The organism is Nocardiopsis alba (genome assembly GCF_000710955.1).
Taxonomy (GTDB): Bacteria; Actinomycetota; Actinomycetes; order Streptosporangiales; family Streptosporangiaceae; genus Nocardiopsis; species Nocardiopsis alba.
This window is the reverse complement of record NZ_BAZE01000002.1, coordinates 18191-37465: the sequence shown is the minus strand read 5'-3', so window position 1 is coordinate 37465 and position 19275 is coordinate 18191. Positions and strand designations below refer to the sequence as shown.

The window sequence follows — 19275 nt, the reverse complement described above, 5'->3', positions numbered from 1 at the left end:
ACCTCTGTGATGCGTAAGGCCGCCGTCGGTGGGCTCATGGCCACCACCGGTCTGCTCGCCCTGACCACCGTCCCCGCCGGTGCCGCGCCGGAAGACGTCACACCCGACTGCGACGAGGTCAAGTGCGTGGCACTGACCTTCGACGACGGGCCCGGTGAGTACACCGGGCGACTTCTGGACATGCTCGACGCGCACGACGCCCGGGCCACCTTCTACCTCCTGGGCTCCAACGTGGCCGACCACCCCAACGAGGTCGAGCGCATGGTCAAGACCGGACACGAGGTCGGCAGCCACTCCTGGCGGCACGACGACCTGACCACACTGTCCGGCGAGGAGATCGAGAAGGACCTCGAACGCACCGACAAGGCCATCGAGGACGTCACCGGTCAGACCCCCGCCACCCTGCGCCCGCCCTACGGCGCCGTCGACGACACCGTCCGCGAGGCCGCCGACCGCCCCCTCATCCTGTGGGACGTGGACACCGAGGACTGGAAGAACCGCGACCCCGGAACGATCCTGGACATCGCCGACCGCGACTCCGGCGAGGGCAGCATCGTGCTCTTCCACGACATCCACCAGACCACCGTCGACGCCATCCCCGCCGTCCTGGACAGGCTGACCGACGAGGGCTACACCTTCGTCACCGTCTCCGAACTGATGGGCGACGACCTCGACCAGGGCACCGCCTACACCGACGCCCGCTCCCAGGACTGACCCCGGGCACGAAGGAAGGGGCCCGACCCGCATCCGGACCGGACCCCTCCTCGGCGCCGCCTCAGAGCATTCGGCGCAGGATCTTCTCCTTGAGCTGGGTGATGGGCGCGTAGGCCACCCGCATGGTGTCCATCACCAACGACTTGTCCAGCACCGACTTGGTGTGGGAGAAGACGTCGATGGACGCCTTGCCGTGATAGGCGCCCATACCGCTCTCCCCCACCCCGCCGAAGGGCAGGTCCGGCACGGCCAGGTGGGCGATCGGCAGGCCGAAGCCGACCGCGCCCGACGAGGTCTCGGTGGTCAACCGCCGCTTGGTGACGTCGGAGTCGGTGAACCCGTACAACGCCAGCGGCTTCTCGTGGTCGTTGACGTAGGCGATCGCCTCGTCCAGGTCGGCGACCTCGATGATCGGCAGGATCGGACCGAAGATCTCCTCGGCCATCACCGGGCTGTCGGGAGACACCCCGCCCAGTACGGTGGGCGCGATGTAGAGGTCCGCGCGATCGCTGGAACCGCCCACGACCACCTCACCGCTGTCCATCAACGCGGTGAGCCGGTCGAAGTGGCGCTCGTTGACGACCCGCCCGTAGTCGGGGCTCTTACGAGGGTCGGAACCGAACATCTCGGTGATGGCCGCGCCCAGCTCACGCTGGAGGCCGGCCGCGGTGTCCCCGATGGCCAGCACGTAGTCGGGGGCCACACACGTCTGACCGGCGTTGGTGAACTTGCCCCAGGCCAGCCGGCGCGCCACCGTCGCCAGATCCACCCCGGGCTCCACGATCGCCGGGCTCTTGCCGCCCAGCTCCAACGTGACGGGGGTCAGGTGTTCGACCGCGGCCGCCATCACGATCCGCGCCACCGTCGAGTTACCGGTGTAGAAGATGTGGTCGAAACGCTCGGCCAACAGCGCGGTGCTCTCGGGCACCCCGCCCTCGACCACGGCGACCGCCTCGGTGTCCAGGTAGCGCGGGAGGAGGTCGGCCAGCGCGTTGGAGGTGGCCGGGGCCAGCTCGCTGGGCTTGAGCAGCACGCTGTTGCCGGCCGCCAGGGCGCCGACCATCGGCGCCAGCGCCAGGTTCACCGGATAGTTCCACGGGCTGATGACCAGCACCGTGCCCAGCGGTTCGCGGACACGGCGGGCCCGGGCCGGCGCCAGGGCCATGGGCACCGAGACCCGCTCGGGCCGCAGCCACGAGGCCAGGTGCTTGAGGGTGTGGTCGATCTCGTTGATGACGAAACCGATCTCGGTGGTATGCGCCTCCAACGGGCTCTTGCCCAGGTCGTCCTGGAGCACCTTCTCCAGGGTGGGGCGTTCCTCGACGAGCATGCGGCGCAGGGCCCGCAGCTGAGCGCGACGCCAGGCGAGCGGCTTGGTCCGACCCGAGGCGAAGGTCCCGCGCAGTCGGGCGACGGTCTCGGGGATGTCGACGGTCGTGGTCAACGGTTCTCGAGGGGTTTCGGTCGTAGCCATGACTCAGATAGTAAACGAAAACGTTTCGTTTCCAATAGGAACGCGCCTAGAATTATCCCCATGACGACCCATCTGCCGGCCGCCTCCGCACAGGTCTCTCCACGAGGACGACCCCGCGACGCCAGCCGGGACCGCGCGCTGATGGACGCCACACTCGCCGAACTCCAACGACACGGCTACAGCGGACTGACCACCGCCTCCGTGGCCAAACGGGCCGGGGTCTCCACGGCGACCCTCTACCGACGCTGGCGCTCCAAACAGGACCTGGTCGTGGGCGCCGCCCAGGCCTGGGCCGAGAACCTGGGCCCCGACCACGACACAGGCTCCCTCGAAGAGGACCTGGGGGCACTGCTCCACGACAAGGCCCTCGCTCTGGAAGGCCCCTCCGGCCGACTGCTGCGAGCGGTCCTGGGCGAGGCGGCGCACAACCGCGCCCTGGCCGACGTCCTCTTCGACGCCTTCGTCCTCCCCCTCCAGGACAGAGTCTTCGCCCTCCTGGAACGCGCCGTGGCACGCGGCGAGATCCCCCCGGTGGAGGATCCGCTGGTGGTCGCGGAGATGGTGATCGGCCCCATGGTCAGCCACACCTTCCTCGTACCCGAGGGGGAGGCCGACACCCCCGCTCCGGGGCGGGACATCGCGACCCGGCTCCTGCCCTACCTGCTGCGGGCCCTGGGCCACCGCCGCCCCTGAACGGGGAGCGCTCCCGTACTCGAGCGCGGACCCGGCCGTCCACGCACACCCTCCAGGGGCGAGCGGTGTCCACCCCTCGCCCCGAGAACCCGACCCCCGGCGTAAGCCTCCCGTACGTAAGCCCACACCTCGTGCCTACCCCCGTCCGGCCCCACCCACCGAACCGCCGCGCCGGAACAGGTCGCACGGACCGCCCTCGGGGGCACGCCCGTCCCTCAACGCGCACCGACCGGCTCCACCGACCGCTCCACCCCTTCCGCGGCCAGCACCTCGGTCACCGCGCGCGAACGCCCCGCCCGCACCCCGTTGGCCACCACGACCACCTCGGCCACCTCGTGCACCAACACCACCGCGGCCAACCCCAACACCCCGAACAGCGCCAACGGCATCAGCACCGCGATGATCGCCAGCGACACCCCTACGCTCTGCCACATGATCACCCGCGCACGACGGGCGTGCGCCAACACCTGGGGCAGATGCCGCAGGTCCTCCCCCATCAACGCCACATCGGCCGTCTCCACCGCCACATCGGTGCCCATCGCCCCCATCGCGATCCCCACATCCGCGCGGGCCAGCGCCGGAGCGTCGTTGACCCCGTCACCGACCATCGCCACCGGGCCGCGCCCACCGAGCTCGGACACCACACGGGCCTTGTCCTCCGGACGCAGCTCCGCGTACACCTCCTCGGCATCGATCCCGACCCTCTCGGCCACCGCGAGCGCCGTGACCCGGTTGTCACCGGTCAGCATCGCCACCCGATGACCGGCCGCGCGCAACGCCGCCACCGCCCGCCCCGCCTCGGGTCTGGGCTCGTCACGAACCGCGACCGCCCCGATCACACGGCCGTCCTCCTCCACCAGCACCACCGTGGCACCGGCCTCCTGCGCCCGCGACACCGCATCGGCCAACGGACCGGCCTCGATCCACCCCGGATGCCCCAGCCGCAGCCCCACCTCGCCATCGGCCGCACGGCCGATCAGACCGGCCCCCGGCACCGCCGTCACGTCCCGCGCCGGCACCGGATCCCCGACCTCCGCCAGGATCGCCGCCGCCAACGGATGCTCACTGCGCGACTCCAGGGCCGCCGCCACCGCCAGCACCTCGTCACGACCACGCCCCTCGACCGGCACCACCTCGACCACCGCCGGCCGGTTACGGGTCAACGTCCCCGTCTTGTCCAACGCCACCGTCCGCACCCCGCCGAGCGCCTCCAGAGCCGCGCCGCCCTTGACCAGCGCACCCCCGCGCGTGGCAGCGCCGATGGCCGAGACCACCGTCACCGGCACCGAGATCGCCAACGCGCACGGCGAGGCCGCCACCAGCACCACCAGGGCACGCTCGATCCACACCAGCGGATCGCCCAGCGCGGCACCGAGCACCGCGATGAGCACCGCCGCGACCATCACCCCCGGCACCAACGGGCGGGCGATCCGATCGGCCAACCGCTGCCCCGCGCCCTTGCGGGCCTGCTCGACCTCCACGATCCGCACCACACGGGCCAGCGAATTGTCCTCGGTCCCGGCGCTCACCGCGACCTCCAGGACACCGGTGCCGTTGACCGTCCCCGCGAACACCTCCGAGCCAGGACCGACCTCCGCCGGGATGGACTCCCCCGTGACGGCGGAATCGTCCAGGGCGCTATGCCCCGACACCACCACCCCGTCGGTGGCCACCCGCTCCCCCGGACGGATCAACAGGGTGTCGCCGGGGACCAGCTCCTCGGGCGCCACCTCCCGCTCCCGACCGTCTCGGAGCACGGTCGCCCGCGCCGGCACCAGATCCAACAGCGCCCGCAACCCCCGCCGGGTACGCGCCACCGAGTAGCCCTCCAGCCCCTCGGCGATCGTGTACAACACCGCCAGGAGCGCGGCCTCGGCCACCTCCCCCAACAGGACCGCGCCGACCGCCGCGATCGTCATCAGGGTGCCCACCCCGATCCGATCCCGGAACGGACCCGAACGGAACAGACGGCGCAACGTTCCCGGCACGAAGGTCCACCCGGCCACCACCAACGCCAGAGCCCACAGAACGTGGACGATCGTGTCGGGAACCCCCAGCCACGACCCGGTGTGACCGGCGGCCAAGGGGATCAGCGCCACCGCCGCGAAACGGATCTCCCGCACACCCCACAGCGTGCTCGGACCCGACTCCGTACCGCCGGCCTCCTCCGGACGATCGGACGAGCAACCACAGGTGTCACTCATGAACGGTCGCCACCCCGTACTCCGGGCACAGCGCGACGGCCTCGCCCGTGGCCTCCAACAGACGCTCGGCCGAGGCCAGCAGGTCGAGGAGCTCGGGCCGGGCCAGCCGGTAGAACACCTGACGCCCCTCGGGTCGCCCCTCCACCAGACCGCAGTCGCGCAGACAGGCCACATGCGCGGAGATCGTGGACTGGGCCGACCCCAGCCGCTCGACCAGGTCGGAGACGCGGGCCTCCCCTTCGGCCAACCGACGCACGATCGCCAATCGGGTCCCGTCGGAGAGGCCACGGAAGAGGGCCTCGGCCGCGCCGGTGCCGGGGGCGCACCCCTGCTGATTCATCGCCATACAACGATCATATCGCCGCCAGACGATGAATCAGGGCGCGGGGCGACCGAGACCGGGAACCTCAGCCGCGCCGCCGCTCCCGATAGGTGCGCATCTTGTGCCGCGCCCCGCAGATCTCCATGCTGCACCAGCCACCGTTGCCCGCCGGAGAACGGTCGTAGAAGACCCACCGGCACTCGGGCGACCGACACACCTTCAACCGCGCCCGACGATCGGCCAACTCCGCCACCGCCAGCACCGACAACACCTCGGCCACCACACGACGTACCGGCTCCTCCGTGGCCACCGGCAGCACGATCTCCCCCTCGGCGCCCCACCGCGGAGCCCCCAGAAGTTCGCTCGACAGGCCGGTGAGATACCCGGCCGCCTCTCGATCCCCCTCCAAATGCCCGCGCACCGCCTCACGGGCACGTCGCAGCCAGGTCAGGGAGTCGACGTCGAGCGCTTCGGCGACCCCGGGCAGATCGCGCGCGTTCGCCCACGCGCGCGCCGAGTCGAGGGAAACGAGGAGGTCCTCCCTCTTCAGAAAGCGGGCGGAGTTACAGAGCCCCTCGATGAGCGCCAGGTCTCCGGGGGCGGGTGGACGGTCGTAGGCCATACCCCAGAGGTTACCCCCTTTACATGAATGACGGTAACGCTCTACGGTTACCCCCATAAGCGAGATAGCGGTAACGGAGGAGATCATGACCGAGAAGAGCGACGCCCTGGACCGCTGGACCCCCGACGAACGCTTCGCCTCGCCCCACGGAGAGGTGCGCTGGACCCGCGCCGGCCAGGGACCGCCGGTGGTCCTGATGCACGGCACCCCCTTCTCCTCCCACGTGTGGCGGGAGATCGCCGAGGCCTTGAGCGGCCACTACTCCGTCCACCTGTGGGATATGCCCGGCTACGGCCGGTCCGAGATGAGAGAAGGACAGGACGTCTCCCTCGCCGCCCAGCAGGAGGTCTTCACCTCGCTGCTGGAGCATTGGGGGCTGGAGCGACCCCGCGGGGTCGCGCACGACTTCGGCGGCGCGGTGGCCCTGCGCACCGCTCTGTTGGATCGCGTCGCCTACGACCGGTTGGCCCTGGTCGACGCGGTGGCGATGCGCCCTTGGGGCAGCCCGTTCTTCCGGCTGGTCAACCGCTCGGCGGAGGTGTTCTCGGAGCTGCCCGAACACCTGCACGAGGCGCTGGTGCGCGCCTACATCGCCGGATCCTTCCACCGGGAGCCGAGCGCGACGACCCTCGATGCCCTGGTCCGTCCCTGGCTGGGCGAGGTCGGCCGGGCGGCGTTCTACCGTCAGATCTCCCAGGCCGACGAACGCTACACCGCCGAGTTCGAACCCCTGCTGGGTGAGTTGGAATGCCCGGTCACCGTGCTGTGGGGCGAGGAGGATCCCTGGCTTCCCGTGGAGCGCGGGCGGGCCCTGGCCGAGGCGATCCCGCAGGCCGACCTTCGGCTGATCCCGGGCGGCGGGCACCTGGTCCAGGAGGATGCCCCCGCTCCCCTGACCGCGGCCCTGATCGACTTCCTCGGGAGGTGAGCGGGGCCCTTCGATGTGGATGTCGATTCGACGCCACGATCCCCGAACGGACCCTTGTGGGTTCGGTGCGGCGAAGCCGCTCCCTTCTGTTGTCGGGGTTCAGGCGTGAATCCAACCCCCACCTTGACGACGTAGATTTACATTATGGCGAGAGGGCCCGGTGAATCCCCCGATCCCGGCCCCTCGAAGCCTTGCCGGAAAGAGCGGCGCCGCCTTCCGAACCGGGGCGGCACCCCTCTCGCTCCGCCCTTCGCTCCCCCACCCCCCGAAAGTCCGCCTTCGCCCCCTCTCCCCTCCCCTGAGCGGGCGAGCGGAAGGACTCCAGGGAGAAGCGAGGCCCCCTGGTCTTCGGTGCTTCCACTCCCCTCTCCGCGGTGGGCACTTCGCTCACCTACATCGAAGCGAGCAGCTCCCCCACCCTCCGCCGGACGTAGGGCAGCAGTCGGGCGTGCAGGTCGTCGCGCTCCGATGCCTGGATCACCTCGGCGGAGATGACCAGCTGGGCGAACCTCCCGGTCTCGGTCTCCATCACGTCGGCGAACACCTCGCGCACCTTGGCCGCCGTCTCCGGCGCGGGCAACGCGTAAGTGTGCAGAACGGCGACGTCGTATCCGACCGGGGCCTGACCCCACCCCTCCCAATCGATGATGGCCAGGGGCTCGGCTGTGAGGTTGGCCCAGTGGAGATCGCAGTGGGAGGTCTCCCACGCGGGCACTGTCAGGTCCAGGCCCTCCAGTTCGGGGATGAACCGCGGCATGCGTTCGATGAACCCCGGTGTGTGGCTCCTCTGTCGGTGTTCGGGTACGGCCGTCCGCCGTAGGTGTTCGAGTCCGTCACGCAGTTCGGTCCACCATGGGTCGGAGAGTGTGACCGGTTCGGACAGGTCAGGGGTCCGTGACACCACCCGGCCGGTGAGCCGCTCCCAGAGAAGGGCCTGGAACATCGAGCCGCTCGGCCCCGACCACTCGTGCTCGCCGATCAAAGACGGCCGCGGGATCTCGTCGCCGAGTGTCGCGGCGGCCAGGGCCGAACCCTCCCAGGTCCTTCCGCCCGCTTTGGCGGCCCGCATCACCCGCAGCCACGCGGGTATCCCGTTCGAGGCCATGACCGGGCCGCTCAGGGTTCTGTCCCCGACCCCCGTCTGGAGCGCGAGGTCGGAGGCGGCCTTCGTACCGAAGCGCTCGGCGGCGCGGAGCCACGCGGCCATCAGCTCGTTCGGTGGCGACGAGGCCTTCACGACTCGAACTGTCGCTTGACCAACGACGGCCCCTCGAACTCTTCGGGGATGGCGTCCATCAGCACCTCATCGATCGTCTGGCCGAGCCACTGGTTCGCGTTCCGGCGCCGGCCCTGCCTCTTGAACCCGGCCTTCTCGTAGGCGCGAATCGCTCCCTTGTTCGGTTCGATCACGGTGAGGTGGACACAACGCAGGTTCGTCACGTGAAAGGCGTAGTCCAGGACCAGCCTGGTCGCCTCGCTCCCCACGCCTTTGCCCCGGCCCTCCCCCATCGCCACGACGTACTCGCCGTTACGGCGCATCTGGTCGACGTAGACCTGGGCGGCCCCGACGGGGACCGGCCTCTCATCGGTGAGGTCGTAGATGGTGAACTTGAGATGGCGGTCGCAGCTCTTCTCATAACCGTCATAGAAGAGCCTGCCGACCTCGAAGGGCTGAGGGGTCTGCCTGTTGTACCCGACGATGGTCGGGATCGTGTTCTCCCACCGCCAGTACAGCTCCTTCAGGTCCGCGCGCAGGGGGCCGATCCCGGCTTTGGTCCCGCGTAGCCAGAGGGTCGGGGCCTCGGTGTCGCTCATGGTCGTCCTGTGGTCCTCGTGGTCGGGGTACGGCCGGAGGCCGGCCGTCACCGACTCTTCCAGAACCACGCCGTGAGCAGGGCCGAACCGAGCAGATCCCCGTTCGACGAGAGCCCGGCCGAACAGCGGGTCCGGGTCAGTCGACGTGAGCCGGGCCGGGAGCGGACCAGTGTTCGTGCAGGAGCTCGATCTGTTCGGGCACGACCCGTGCCACCGACAGTTCCGGCAGGTCGTCCACCTCGAACCAGCCGGCGCCGCTGGTCTCCACGCTGGTGAAGTCGGTGTCGACCTCCTCCACCGGCTCACAGACGAAGAACAGCTTGTAGACGTGCCGGTCGTAGGTCGGAACGTGCGGCCACCGGTGCCGGTCCAGGACCCCGGCGAGATGGATCGCCCGAACCGCTACCCCGGCCTCCTCTTCGACCTCGCGCTCGATCGCCTCCCGAGGGCTCTCCAGGATGTCGCACCATCCGCCGGGCAGGGTCCAACGATGCCGGTCGGAGACCTCCCGCACCAGCAGCACCCGTCCCGAGGCGTCGAAGACGCCACCGCGCACGTCGAGTTTGGGGGTGGTGTATCCGGCGACCGAGGCGACCCGCCGGTCGTAGGCGGGCGGTTCTTCGGCGGAGACGGTCGCCATCAGGTCGCGGGCCAGGGAGCCGATGCGGTGGAAGCGTTCGATATCGAACCGGTCGGTGCAGTACGCCAGCCCCGACTCGGTCAGCGCGGTGAGCTCCATCGCGACGCGTCGGATCTCTTCGGCCGGCTGAGGAGAGGTGCTCACGCGGCTCCCTGAGCTCATGTGGTCGGTGAACGGCTCGGCCACATGCTCGCACAGAGTCACCGGGAACGGCCCGACCTGGAGCCCGGTGTGGGCTCACACCGGACCCGCTCACGACCCCGAGGCATCTTCGCGCGCCGTCCCGGTAGGTGTATCCGCGAACGAAGAGGAGTCCGAGGTTCCGCGGTCAGGCCGGAACCCCGGACTCCCCGCCCATTCCGAAGTCCTAGTCCCGGTAGGTCTCCAGGGCGTGGAGCGCGGCCCGGGCGATCTCCTCGTCGATCGCGCCGTCCGGGGCTCCACCGACGCCGATGCCGGCGATCGGGGTGCCGTTCGAGATCACCGGGACCCCACCGGCGAGGAACAGGGTGCCGGGGATGTCGGAGAGGTTGGGCTCGTCTCCGGAGGCGCCTTCGGTGAGGGCGCTGGTGGGCTGTCCGAAGGAGACCGCGGTGAACGCCTTGCGCTCCGCCGATTCCTGGGTCTGCGGGCCGGCGTTCTCGGTCTTGAGCACCAGGCGGGTGGAGCCGGAGCGGTCCACGATGGCGATGGTGACCTGCTGCCCCTTCTCGTGGGCCGCGTTCAGGCCGGCCTCCGCGGCGGCCAGGATGGCGTCGGCCTTGAGCACCTCCTGCTGCGCGACGGCGTCGGGGGACACGGTCCGGTCGTATCCCTCGGAGGCGGCAGCGGCGGCGGGGGCTCCGGGGAGGCCTTCGGGCATGGCGATGGTGGCCAGTCCGCCGAGCACGGCCAGGCCGACCGCTCCGCCGGCGATGCGTGCCGCTGCGGCGGGCTTCAGCATTGTCTCTCCCTGCTTTTCAATGATCACGGAACGTGATGATCGTAGGTACACCGGAGCGGATTTCCCGGCCATGACAGGGCCCATCGGCGAGTTTTCCGCACCGGTAAGCGGGGTTGGGATTCCGATAACGGGGCGAAGCCAGGGAAAATCCCCACCCCTGTAACGCGACCCCTTCTTTCAGGGGCGCGTGGCCGGGTATCCCGCCCCGGCCACGCGGTCGAGGGAAGCGTGGCGGGGGTCGCCTACCGGACGTCGTAGGTGACCTGCATCATCCCGTTGTCGAAGCGGCGTGCCCGGTCGAGCGAGAGGTCGAGCCGCAGGCCCTCGGGGAAGATCGGTGTTCCGGCGCCGACGATGGCCGGGCACACCAGCACCTCGACCACGTCGACGCGGCCGAGGCGAAGCGCCTCTCCGGCCAGGGTCGGCCCTTCGATGGTCAGGTCACCGGAGGCCTCGGAGATGGCCCTCTCGATGGCCTCGATGGTCAGCTCGCGCTCCAGCCGAGTGCGTTCGGTCCACACCTTCGGCAGGGTCCTGGAGAAGACGATCTTGTCGGCGGCCTTCCACATCCTGGCCCAGTTGGCGGACTCCGGTGACTGGTCGGCGGTGGTGGGGTCGGTCTCCCAGACGGCCATCGTCTCGTACATGCGCCGCCCATAGAGGAAGGTGCTCGCCCGGGCGGCGTCCTCGGTGAGCGCCGCGATGACCTCCTCGTCGGGGACGGCCCAGGAGAAGTCGCCCTGGGGATCGTTGATGTAGCCGTCGAGTGAGGAGGCGACCGAGTAGATGACGCGGGACATGGGATGGGTCCTTCCTGATCGGTTTACCCGGGAAGACCTCGGCGGCGGACGGAACTCATCGCCCCGGCCCGGGTGGATTCTCCCCGGTGCCCTCGACCGGCCGGCCCGCGTTGTCTCCCACGGGCCCCGACGGGTGGCTCTCCTCTCTTCCTTCCCCTTGAACACGGCTCTCACCATGGCCCCGACATACCCGTGTGAACCGACACCACCGTGCCGGGGACGCTCCGTCCGCGCCCCGGCACGGTGTGCGGTCAGGTGAGGGGCACGTCGGTCACGTCGCCGAAGTCGGGGACCTCGACGGTGACCGTCTCCAGGTCCGCGGGCACCGAGTACAGCGACCAGTAGGTGAGCGTGGCTCCGGGGTCGAGTCGGGTGTCGATGGTACCGACGGTGTCGCGGGTGCACAGGCAGGCGGACTCGGAGTTCATCGCGGGGTGGAAGCGGGTGCGACTCTCCTCGTCCCGCAGGGTCACCCCGGCGAAGCTCTGTCGGTCGAAGTCCAGGGAGGTGTCCTTGGGGTTGATCGTGATCCGCTCGGTGCCCTCGTTGCGGACGCTCCACAGCAGGGTCGCGTAGGTGCCGGAGGAGTCACGGCTGAGCTCGTTCACCTCCAGCACCAGGCCGGCGGTCCTCTCGTCGACGCCGGTGGCGGTGTCGACGTGGTCGAGGGTGTCGGCGGGCGCGGCCGTGCCGGTGGCCAGGAGCGCGGCGGTGGTCAAGGTCAGGAGTGCGGCGGTGCGCTTCATGATCGGTTTCCTCACGAGGTCCTACTTGGCGAAGGTGACGGTGACGCGGCGGTTCTGGGCGCGACCCTCGTCGGTGTCGTTGTCGGTGACGGGGTCGGCCGATCCGTGTCCGTCGACGTCGTAGGTGATGCCGGAGCGGTCGACGAGGTCGTTCAGGGCCGTCTCCACGGCTTCGGCCCGCTCTCGGGAGAGGGGGACGTTGACCGAGTCGTCGCCGGTGTCGTCGGTGTGGCCGTCGATGGAGATCCGGTCGGCGGAGGAGATGTCGATCTCGGCCGCGACCCGTTCCAGGCTCTGTGCGGCGGCGTCGCCGAGTTCGGCGCTGTCGGTCTCGAAGAGCACGTCGGCGGCGAGTTCGTAGGTCACCTCGCCGTCGGTCTCGTGGCGTTGGTAGTCCGTGACGACGGTGTCGGTCGGGTGGGTGAGATCGAGGATCACGGGGGCGTCGGCGCCCGGGTCGGGGATCTCCTCGTCGGCGTCGGTGAGGGGAACGCCGTGGAAGGGCGCGGTGATGGGGGTGAGGACCGCCATGGTCTCGACGCCTTCGGGCGGGGCGGGGAAGAGGACGGTGGTGGACTCCACCACGCCCGCACGGATACGCCGGTCGGGGAACTCCTCGCAGACGCAGTCGCCGCCCACGGTGAGGGGGAGGTACTGCCGGTCGGTGGTGACGTCGAGGAGGGTGAGCCCGGACAGGTCGTATCCGCCCAGGTCGTTGTCGCGCAGGTTCTTGAAGTGGCGGATGTCGTCGGTGGTGTGGTTGCCGACGCCGACGGTGAGGCGGAGCGCGTCGCTTCCGACCCGTTCGAGGGCCTGGATCTCCACCTCCAGGTCAGAACCCCAGGCGGTGGAGGTGGTGGTCGATCCGACGGGGAGTTCGACGGCCTCCTGGGCGGCGGTGCCTTCCGTGGAATTCGCGGTGTCGCCACCGTCGCCGGTGTCATCGGCCCCTTCCTCGGGGGTGTTTCCGATCAGTCCGCATCCGGTGAGCAGGAGCAGGAGGGCTCCGGCGGAGGCCGCGGCCCTGAGCCGGGCTCGGGGTGAGGTGGGCAGGGCGGGGGTGTGTTCCATGTCCATCTACCTGGGTTCCCATAGAGCCAACACATCGTTGGCTGTTTGCTTACTCTTGACGCATACGACTCCACTGGAATCCTTCTGGTTCCCATATGAGTTTGTTTTTTCACTTCCTGGGTTGCTCTATAGCCACAGCAGGCTCAGGAGGGTGCTCACTCCCCCCACGGCGCGGCCCGGGAATGTCCGTGGCCGCCGGCAGGCTTCCCCGCATGAGCGACCAGGTACGTCTACGGGAAGTGGAACCGGCCGATCTCGAGGTGTTCTTCGCCTACGAACACGACGAGGAGGCCGTGCGGCGTTCACGGTTCCCTCCGCGTGATCGGGAGGCCTTCATGGAGCACTGGCGGACCCGGGTCCTCGGCGACCCCGATTCCTTCGTGCGGGCCGTCACCGTCGACGGTGAGCTCGCGGGCAACCTGGTCTCGTGGTCCATCGAAGGGCGACGTTTCCTCGGCTACTGGCTCGGGCGGCCCTACTGGGGCCGGGGCGTCGGCGGTCGGGCCCTGGCGCTGTTCCTGGAACAGGAGCGGACGCGGCCTCTGCGCGCCGACCCCTTCGTCGAGAACACCGCCTCGGTACGACTGTTGGAGAGGCACGGCTTCCGTCGCGAGGGGACCGTCCGGTACGGCGAGGACGAACATCTCATGCTGGTGCTCGACGAGGGGTGCTGACGGAGCGGCCCGGGCCTTCGGGAAGCGGCCCTACCGCCGGGGCGACCCTGAGGTCACCGGTACAGCGAGCCGGGGGTGCGACCGAAGGCCGCCTGGAACGCGACGATGAACGCGCTGGGCGAGGAGAACCCGCACGCCGCCGCGGCCTGGGTCACGGTCCGGTCCTGGGCCAACAGCAGGCCGGCCCGGTGCAGGCGCAGTTGGGTGCGCCAGACGGTGAAGCCCATACCCACGGTGTCGTGGAAGAGCCGTGACAGGGTGCGTTCCCCCACCCCGATCCGGCGGCCGAGTTCGCCCAGGGTGGGCGAGGAGGTCATGTCGGCCTCCAGCACCGCCTGGACCTCGCGCAGGCGGGCATCGCGCAGCACCGGCACCATCGTGGCGGGTTCGGGGGCCGGGCGGATCCGGTCGATGAGCACGGCGAGCATCCTCCGCTGTTCGGGCGAGACCGCGGGGCCCGTCTCCGAGCAGGCGATCAGCAGCTCGCGGAAGAGCGGGTCGACCAGGACCGGCGCGGGCTCGTGCCCCCAGGGCCGTTTCCGCCGGGCGGGCACCCCGACCAGGTGCACGCGTGTGGCGCCGTGGACCCGCCACCGGTGCTCCGTGCCGCCGGGCACCCACACGGCCCGATTCGAGGGGGTGAACCACGTTCCGCTCTCGACCATCACCTCCAGCACCCCCGAGCTGGAGTAGATGAGCTGGTGATCGTCGTGGCGGTGCGCGTCGACGTCCTCCCCCGAGGTCAGCCTTCGGGTCTCGGTGGGGGCGATCGGCACATGGCGGATTTTCGACATCACCCGGCAGGATACGGAAAGCGCGCCCGTGGTCGGATGAACACACTGGAGGGCATGCTCTCCTCCGTCTCCCGTTCGGCCCGCGCTGGCGCCCGCCTGCTGGCCTACTCCCACGCCACCGTCGACTTCTATCAGGGCGCGGTGGCCGCCCTGGTGCCCTTCCTGGTGTTGGAGCGCGGCTACGACTACGCCGCCGCTGCCGGTGTCGTCCTCGCCGGTTCGCTATCGTCCTCGATCGTGCAGCCTCTGTTCGGGGTGCTCGGCGACCGGTGGACGATGCGATGGTTGATCCCGGTGGCCATCGTGCTGTCGGGTGCGGGCATCGCGGCGATCTCGGTGTCGGAGTCGGTGTGGGTCACCGCCCTCCTGGCCGGCCTGTCCGGGGTGGGTGTGGCCGCCTACCATCCCGCCGGAGCGAACCGTTCGCGTCGGATCAGCGGCGACGACCACGTCGTCATGTCGTGGTTCTCTCTGGGCGGCACCATCGGGTTCGCGGTCGCGCCGCTGTTCGTGGCCGCGACCGTGGGCGTGTGGGGGCTGGAGGCGACCCCGCTGCTGCTGGTCCCCGCCCTGACCGGGCTGGCGGCCGTGGCACTGATCGGCCCCGTGACGGGATCGGCCGAACGGACCGGGAAGGCGTCCCGGGCCGGGCACGCCGGTCGTGACGACTGGGGCTCGTTCTCGATGATGACGGTGGCGATCGTGTGCCGGTCGGTGGTCTTCGTGGGTCTGGGCTCCTTCCTCGTGCTGTTCGTGCACGCCCACGCCGGCCTCGGGGAGACGGCCGCGGCCACGTCGCTGTTCGTGTTCTACCTGGGCGGGGCGTTCGGCACCGCGGTGGGCGGCCATCTGGCCCGCCGGTGGGCGCGCGTCACGATCCTGCGCTGGTCCTACGCATTGGCGGTGCCCGTTCTGGCGGGTCTGCTGTTCGTCCCGGGGCCGGCGGTGTTCGTGTTCATCGCGTTGACCTCGCTGGTGCTGTACGTGCCCTTCTCGCTGCACGTCACTTTGGGTCAGGACTATCTGCCCCGGCGCATGGGCACCGCCAACGGCGCCACTCTGGGTCTGGCGGTCTCGGCGGGCGGGTTGGCCTCTCCGGCCATCGGAGCGCTGGCCGACGAGGTGGGCCTTCAGGGCGCGCTGCTGCCCTTGCTCGTCCTGCCCGCCCTGGCCTGCCTGGTCCTGGCCCGAGTCCGGGAGCCGGTCTCGGCCACCGTCGCGGCCGAGGCGAAGAGCTCCTCGCCCGCCGACCGCCCCTCTCCGGCCCCCTGAGGGGGACATCGTGGCCATGGACCACGAAGGCACGCCGACCGCCCCACCCCCGTTCCGCCCGGTGGGGGCGCCTTCCCCCACCGGGCGCGGCGTCTTGCCGGCCCCTCCCGCCCGCACTACCGTGCCGCCGTGGATCTCTTCGCCTACTCTTGGGCGGCGCTGCGCGCGGCCGTCGCCGATCTGCCCGACGAGGACTTCGCCCGCCCTTCCGGTTGTACCGGCTGGCTGGTCCGGGACCTGGTGTTCCACCTGGTCATCGACGCCCAGGACGTGCTGATCACCCTGGCCACCCCGACGGAGGCCCCGCCGACCCGGGACGCGGCGACCTACTGGGACGTCTCCGACTCCCCTCCCACCGGCGACGGCCCGTTCGACGCGCTCACCGTCCGACTGGCCACCGCCTACGAGGAGCCGCTGCTGTTGAGGTACCACCTCGACGACCTCGGTTCCGCGGCGGGCCGCGCCGCCGGGCTCGCCGACCCCGATCTGCGGGTGGAGACCCAGGGCGAGGTCCTCACCGTGCGCGACTATCTGGACGCGTACGTGCTGGAGTGGACCCTGCACCACCTCGATCTGGTCGCCCATCTGCCGAACGCCCCGAGGCCGGCTGCGGCGCCCCTGGCCCATGCCCGCCGGTCGCTGGAGCGGATCGCCGGTGAACCGTTCCCCGAAACCCTCACCGACGAGGCCGTGTTGCGGGTCGGCACCGGACGCCGCGCCCCGACCGAGGCGGAGAGCTCCGCCCTGGGGACGATGGCCACGCGACTCCCCCTCGTCCTGAGCTGAGCCCTCGTGCCCGCGTCGGCCCCGGCGAGGACCGTCCGGTGGTATTCGGACGACACGCAGGCGAGCGACGGCGGGCCGTGGTGGACCGGCGGTTAATCTGAGGCCCGCCCACCCCACCGGCGTCCCCTTCCGGGAGGAACCCGGCGGATACGGGACGCGGGAACCGACCCCGAGACAGGACCGCCTTGATGCGCTCACCGATCCTCGACTACCTCGACGCGATCATCGCCCAGACCGCGCACGTCGTCTCCGGGGCCCCGGCCGACTACATCCCGGAGCTGGCCTCCGCCGACCCCGACCGGGTGGCGGTCGCGGTCTGCACGGTCAACGGGACCGTGTACGCGAGCGGCGACGCCGACGACCTGTTCAGCATCCAGTCGATGTCCAAACCCTTCGCCTACGCGCTGGCGATCGAGGACCGGGGGATCGACGACATCCTCGACCGGGTGGGGGTGGAGCCCAGCGGCGAGGCCTTCAACGAGCTGTCGTTGGATCCCGAGACCGGCCGGCCGCGCAACCCGATGATCAACGCGGGCGCGATCGCCGTCCACGCGCTCGTCGACGACCGGGAGGCTCCGGCGATCGACCGCCTGCTCGGCCTCTTCTCCGACCTGGCCCAACGGCCGGTCGAGATCGACGAGGCGCTGGCCGCCTCCGAGCTGGCGACCGGGGACCGCAACCTGGGGCTCGCGTACCTGCTGCACGCCTCGGGCCGTCTGGCCCGGGATCCGGCCTCGTCGGTGGAGGGCTACGTCCGCCAGTGTTCGGCGTCGGTGACCGTGCGCGACCTGGCGTTGATGGCGGCGACCCTGGCCAACGGCGGCGTGCAGCCCAACACCGACAAGAAACTGTTCAGCAGGCGCACCACCCGGCATCTGTTGAGCGTGATGGCCTCCTGCGGCATGTACGACGCGGCCGGCGACTGGCTGACCAGCGTGGGCATCCCCGCCAAGAGCGGCGTGGCCGGAGGCATCATCGGGGTGCTCCCCGGGCAGGTGGGCGTCGCGGTGTTCTCCCCGCGCCTGGACCGGCACGGCAACAGCGCCCGGGGCGTCGTGATGATGGAGAAGCTGTCCGAGGATCTGGGCCTGCACCTGATGGAGCCGGGGCGCCCGTCGCGTTCCTCGCTGCGGGAGACCCGTAAGGAGGTCGTGGAGGGGGAGCCGACCACGATCTACGTGCTCCAGGGCGACATGGTGTTGAGCAGCATCGAGGCGCTCGTGCACGAGCTGGTCGAGAACCCGCCGGCGACCGACGTGGTGGTCTTCGACATGAGCCGGGTGGACGAGGTGCTTCCGGTGGCGCGCAGGACCGCGGCCGAGACCGCCACCAAGATGATCGACGGCGGGTACCGAATCATCGTGGTCGATCCCGAGGAGACCGTACCGGCCTTCCACGACAGCCGGGGGCGTTCGGTGGAGCGCTGGACCTCCGAACGCCTGGAACTCGCCCTCCGGAGCTGAGAAACCCCATGGACGCGCCGCCCCGCCCCGGGATAGGAACGTCCTCGTCACGGTGCCCCGGTGGCCTTCTCCCTCGAAGGCGCCGGGGCCGCCCGCGACGGACCCGTCACTCACCCGGAAGGTGCCCCATGGCCGCCAAGTTCGCCGAGCTCGCGATCGATTGCGCCGATCCCGCCGCACTCGCCCGCTTCTGGTGCGCGGTACTCGACTACGAGGTCCAGGGCGAGGAGGAGGACGGCGTGATCAGCATCGGCTCCCCCGAGGTGCCCGAGGGGCGGGAGCGTCCCGGGCCGGTGCCGCCGGTGTTGACGTTCGCGCGCGTGCCGGAGGGCAAGGTCGTCAAGAACCGGCTGCACATCGACATCAATCCGACCGACCGGGATCAGGGGGCGGAGGTCCGTCGCCTGCTCGACCTGGGGGCTCGGCGCGCCGACGTCGGTCAGAGCGAGGTGAGCTGGGTGACGCTCACCGACCCCGAGGGGAACGAGTTCTGTGTCCTGGCCACCCGCTGCCCCTGAGCAGACACGTACGTGGCGCGGGGTTCCCCGGGCGAGAGGTCCCGCGCCACATATGCCCCACAGCTCACAACCACCCCGGTAGAGCACCTCGTCGGGCAGGCGTCATGTCAGAGCGTCCCGGTCAGTGTTCCGAGGGGTGTCCCCAACGGGCTACTTGAGCAGCCGGAACCCGGGCCGCTCGACCCAGGCGCGTAGGAACGCCGCGGTGCCCAGCATCGTCGGATAGCCATCGTCGACCAGGCCCAGCGCCCCGGGGAGGCCGGCGATCACCCGTTCCTGTCCCACCGGCAGTTCGGCCTTGACCACACCCCCGAGGACGTCGATGATCGCCGCGGTGAGCAGGGCGGTGGCGACGTGGTCGATGTCCTGGTTACGACCCGCGCTGACGTTCACGGCGTGCGTCGGTTTGAAGCCCAAGGCCGCCTCGATCACGGCCTCGTCCGCGTGTTCGGCCTCGAAGAGGCTCTCGTCACCGAACCCCGGCCCCATCAGGTGGACCAGGAAGGGTCGCTCGTCCGTCTCCCCCGGGTCGAGAGCCCTCCGCGCCTCGACGCCCAGCCGTTCCACGGGCACACCGATGTCGAAGTATCCGCGACGGGTCCGTTCGAAGTGGGTGGAGAGCGCTCGTATCAACGCGTCGAACTCGTTCGACCTGGTGGAGGGGGGAGGCCCTGCCAGGTCGATCACCAGGGTCGGGCCGGCCATGCCGGGAGCCTATCCCCGCCCCGGTAGGACATCGCCGGGAGGCCCGTCGTCCCGATGCGCGCTCGGCGCGGGACTCCTCTGGGCGATAGGC

Annotated in this window: 21 protein-coding genes; 8 read left to right on the top strand and 13 right to left on the bottom strand. The window is 70.4% G+C overall.

What is annotated here, in order from left to right:
- Positions 1-9: 9 nt before the first annotated feature.
- The gene (locus TR33_RS03520; protein ID WP_017534987.1) at positions 10-714 is read left to right on the top strand and encodes a polysaccharide deacetylase family protein; all 705 of its coding nucleotides are present in this window, start codon (positions 10-12) and stop codon (positions 712-714) included.
- A gap of 61 nt (positions 715-775) precedes the next feature.
- On the opposite strand, the gene TR33_RS03515 is transcribed toward TR33_RS03520, so the two are convergent.
- A complete protein-coding gene (locus TR33_RS03515) occupies positions 776-2188 on the bottom strand; it encodes an aldehyde dehydrogenase family protein (RefSeq protein WP_026125077.1) in 1413 nt (470 codons plus the stop codon).
- A gap of 141 nt (positions 2189-2329) precedes the next feature.
- On the opposite strand from TR33_RS03515, the gene TR33_RS03510 reads away from it, so the two are divergent.
- A complete protein-coding gene (locus TR33_RS03510) occupies positions 2330-2881 on the top strand; it encodes a TetR/AcrR family transcriptional regulator (RefSeq protein WP_017534989.1) in 552 nt (183 codons plus the stop codon).
- 215 nt (positions 2882-3096) lie between these two features.
- On the opposite strand, the gene TR33_RS03505 is transcribed toward TR33_RS03510, so the two are convergent.
- The 3 genes from TR33_RS03505 to TR33_RS03495 form a co-directional block, all read right to left on the bottom strand.
- On the bottom strand, positions 3097-5085 hold the full coding sequence (locus TR33_RS03505) for a heavy metal translocating P-type ATPase (RefSeq protein ID WP_042281406.1): 1989 nt from the start codon (positions 5083-5085) through the stop codon (positions 3097-3099).
- Positions 5078-5431 (bottom strand): ArsR/SmtB family transcription factor, encoded by a 354-nt coding sequence (locus tag TR33_RS03500; RefSeq protein ID WP_042281404.1) that lies wholly within the window; start codon positions 5429-5431, stop codon positions 5078-5080. The genes TR33_RS03505 and TR33_RS03500 overlap by 8 nt, the downstream gene beginning before the upstream one ends.
- A gap of 61 nt (positions 5432-5492) precedes the next feature.
- Positions 5493-6029, bottom strand: a complete 537-nt coding sequence (locus TR33_RS03495; RefSeq protein ID WP_017534992.1) for a CGNR zinc finger domain-containing protein — start codon at positions 6027-6029, stop codon at positions 5493-5495.
- An 85-nt stretch (positions 6030-6114) separates the two neighbouring features.
- Between TR33_RS03495 and TR33_RS03490 the strand changes: the two genes are divergently transcribed.
- On the top strand, positions 6115-6957 hold the full coding sequence (locus tag TR33_RS03490) for an alpha/beta fold hydrolase (protein WP_042281403.1): 843 nt from the start codon (positions 6115-6117) through the stop codon (positions 6955-6957).
- A 391-nt stretch (positions 6958-7348) separates the two neighbouring features.
- On the opposite strand, the gene TR33_RS03485 is transcribed toward TR33_RS03490, so the two are convergent.
- The 7 genes from TR33_RS03485 to TR33_RS03455 form a co-directional block, all read right to left on the bottom strand.
- A complete protein-coding gene (locus TR33_RS03485) occupies positions 7349-8194 on the bottom strand; it encodes a phosphotransferase (RefSeq protein WP_042281401.1) in 846 nt (281 codons plus the stop codon).
- Entirely contained in the window at positions 8191-8772 is a 582-nt protein-coding gene (locus TR33_RS03480) for a GNAT family N-acetyltransferase (RefSeq protein ID WP_042281917.1), read from the bottom strand. Before TR33_RS03480 ends, TR33_RS03485 begins: the two co-directional genes overlap by 4 nt.
- A 136-nt stretch (positions 8773-8908) precedes the next feature.
- Complete coding sequence (locus TR33_RS03475) at positions 8909-9556, bottom strand: NUDIX hydrolase N-terminal domain-containing protein (protein WP_234305737.1); 648 nt, start codon at positions 9554-9556, stop codon at positions 8909-8911.
- Between the two features lie 223 nt (positions 9557-9779).
- On the bottom strand, positions 9780-10355 hold the full coding sequence (locus TR33_RS03470) for a GlcG/HbpS family heme-binding protein (protein ID WP_042281396.1): 576 nt from the start codon (positions 10353-10355) through the stop codon (positions 9780-9782).
- 242 nt (positions 10356-10597) lie between these two features.
- Entirely contained in the window at positions 10598-11155 is a 558-nt protein-coding gene (locus TR33_RS03465; protein WP_017534996.1) for a dihydrofolate reductase family protein, read from the bottom strand.
- 251 nt (positions 11156-11406) lie between these two features.
- On the bottom strand, positions 11407-11901 hold the full coding sequence (locus TR33_RS03460; RefSeq protein ID WP_042281395.1) for a hypothetical protein: 495 nt from the start codon (positions 11899-11901) through the stop codon (positions 11407-11409).
- Between the two features lie 21 nt (positions 11902-11922).
- Positions 11923-12972: an OmpA family protein gene (locus TR33_RS03455; RefSeq protein ID WP_234305736.1), complete on the bottom strand. Its 1050-nt coding sequence runs from the start codon at positions 12970-12972 to the stop codon at positions 11923-11925.
- Between the two features lie 212 nt (positions 12973-13184).
- On the opposite strand from TR33_RS03455, the gene TR33_RS03450 reads away from it, so the two are divergent.
- Positions 13185-13646, top strand: coding sequence for a GNAT family N-acetyltransferase (locus tag TR33_RS03450; RefSeq protein ID WP_036568175.1), 462 nt, complete (start codon positions 13185-13187; stop codon positions 13644-13646).
- Positions 13647-13699: 53 nt separating this feature from the next.
- On the opposite strand, the gene TR33_RS03445 is transcribed toward TR33_RS03450, so the two are convergent.
- Positions 13700-14422 (bottom strand): AraC family transcriptional regulator, encoded by a 723-nt coding sequence (locus TR33_RS03445; protein ID WP_042281391.1) that lies wholly within the window; start codon positions 14420-14422, stop codon positions 13700-13702.
- Positions 14423-14476: 54 nt separating this feature from the next.
- Between TR33_RS03445 and TR33_RS03440 the strand changes: the two genes are divergently transcribed.
- From TR33_RS03440 to TR33_RS03425, 4 genes are all read left to right on the top strand, one after another.
- Positions 14477-15712 carry an MFS transporter gene (locus TR33_RS03440; RefSeq protein ID WP_017535001.1) on the top strand — a complete coding sequence of 412 codons (1236 nt, stop codon included), beginning with the start codon at positions 14477-14479 and terminating at the stop codon, positions 15710-15712.
- Between the two features lie 129 nt (positions 15713-15841).
- Positions 15842-16498 carry a maleylpyruvate isomerase N-terminal domain-containing protein gene (locus TR33_RS03435; RefSeq protein WP_042281389.1) on the top strand — a complete coding sequence of 219 codons (657 nt, stop codon included), beginning with the start codon at positions 15842-15844 and terminating at the stop codon, positions 16496-16498.
- 188 nt (positions 16499-16686) lie between these two features.
- Positions 16687-17961, top strand: coding sequence for a glutaminase A (glsA, locus tag TR33_RS03430; protein ID WP_042281387.1), 1275 nt, complete (start codon positions 16687-16689; stop codon positions 17959-17961).
- Between the two features lie 128 nt (positions 17962-18089).
- Complete coding sequence (locus TR33_RS03425) at positions 18090-18479, top strand: VOC family protein (protein WP_042281386.1); 390 nt, start codon at positions 18090-18092, stop codon at positions 18477-18479.
- Positions 18480-18629: 150 nt separating this feature from the next.
- Here the strand turns inward: TR33_RS03425 and TR33_RS03420 are convergent, their stop codons facing one another.
- Complete coding sequence (locus TR33_RS03420) at positions 18630-19184, bottom strand: DUF6368 family protein (protein ID WP_042281384.1); 555 nt, start codon at positions 19182-19184, stop codon at positions 18630-18632.
- Between the last annotated feature and the right edge of the window lie 91 nt (positions 19185-19275).

Bases quoted from the DNA above. Each gene is read 5' to 3' on its own strand.
- TR33_RS03520 (WP_017534987.1), top strand. From the start codon at position 10: ATGCGTAAGGCCGCCGTCGGTGGGCTCATGGCCACCACCGGTCTGCTC.
- TR33_RS03515 (WP_026125077.1), bottom strand. From the start codon at position 2,188: ATGGCTACGACCGAAACCCCTCGAGAACCGTTGACCACGACCGTCGAC.
- TR33_RS03510 (WP_017534989.1), top strand. From the start codon at position 2,330: ATGGACGCCACACTCGCCGAACTCCAACGACACGGCTACAGCGGACTG.
- TR33_RS03505 (WP_042281406.1), bottom strand. From the start codon at position 5,085: ATGAGTGACACCTGTGGTTGCTCGTCCGATCGTCCGGAGGAGGCCGGC.
- TR33_RS03500 (WP_042281404.1), bottom strand. From the start codon at position 5,431: ATGGCGATGAATCAGCAGGGGTGCGCCCCCGGCACCGGCGCGGCCGAG.
- TR33_RS03495 (WP_017534992.1), bottom strand. From the start codon at position 6,029: ATGGCCTACGACCGTCCACCCGCCCCCGGAGACCTGGCGCTCATCGAG.
- TR33_RS03490 (WP_042281403.1), top strand. From the start codon at position 6,115: ATGACCGAGAAGAGCGACGCCCTGGACCGCTGGACCCCCGACGAACGC.
- TR33_RS03480 (WP_042281917.1), bottom strand. From the start codon at position 8,772: ATGAGCGACACCGAGGCCCCGACCCTCTGGCTACGCGGGACCAAAGCC.
- TR33_RS03470 (WP_042281396.1), bottom strand. From the start codon at position 10,355: ATGCTGAAGCCCGCCGCAGCGGCACGCATCGCCGGCGGAGCGGTCGGC.
- TR33_RS03465 (WP_017534996.1), bottom strand. From the start codon at position 11,155: ATGTCCCGCGTCATCTACTCGGTCGCCTCCTCACTCGACGGCTACATC.
- TR33_RS03460 (WP_042281395.1), bottom strand. From the start codon at position 11,901: ATGAAGCGCACCGCCGCACTCCTGACCTTGACCACCGCCGCGCTCCTG.
- TR33_RS03455 (WP_234305736.1), bottom strand. From the start codon at position 12,972: ATGGAACACACCCCCGCCCTGCCCACCTCACCCCGAGCCCGGCTCAGG.
- TR33_RS03450 (WP_036568175.1), top strand. From the start codon at position 13,185: ATGAGCGACCAGGTACGTCTACGGGAAGTGGAACCGGCCGATCTCGAG.
- TR33_RS03440 (WP_017535001.1), top strand. From the start codon at position 14,477: ATGAACACACTGGAGGGCATGCTCTCCTCCGTCTCCCGTTCGGCCCGC.
- glsA (WP_042281387.1), top strand. From the start codon at position 16,687: ATGCGCTCACCGATCCTCGACTACCTCGACGCGATCATCGCCCAGACC.
- TR33_RS03425 (WP_042281386.1), top strand. From the start codon at position 18,090: ATGGCCGCCAAGTTCGCCGAGCTCGCGATCGATTGCGCCGATCCCGCC.
- TR33_RS03420 (WP_042281384.1), bottom strand. From the start codon at position 19,184: ATGGCCGGCCCGACCCTGGTGATCGACCTGGCAGGGCCTCCCCCCTCC.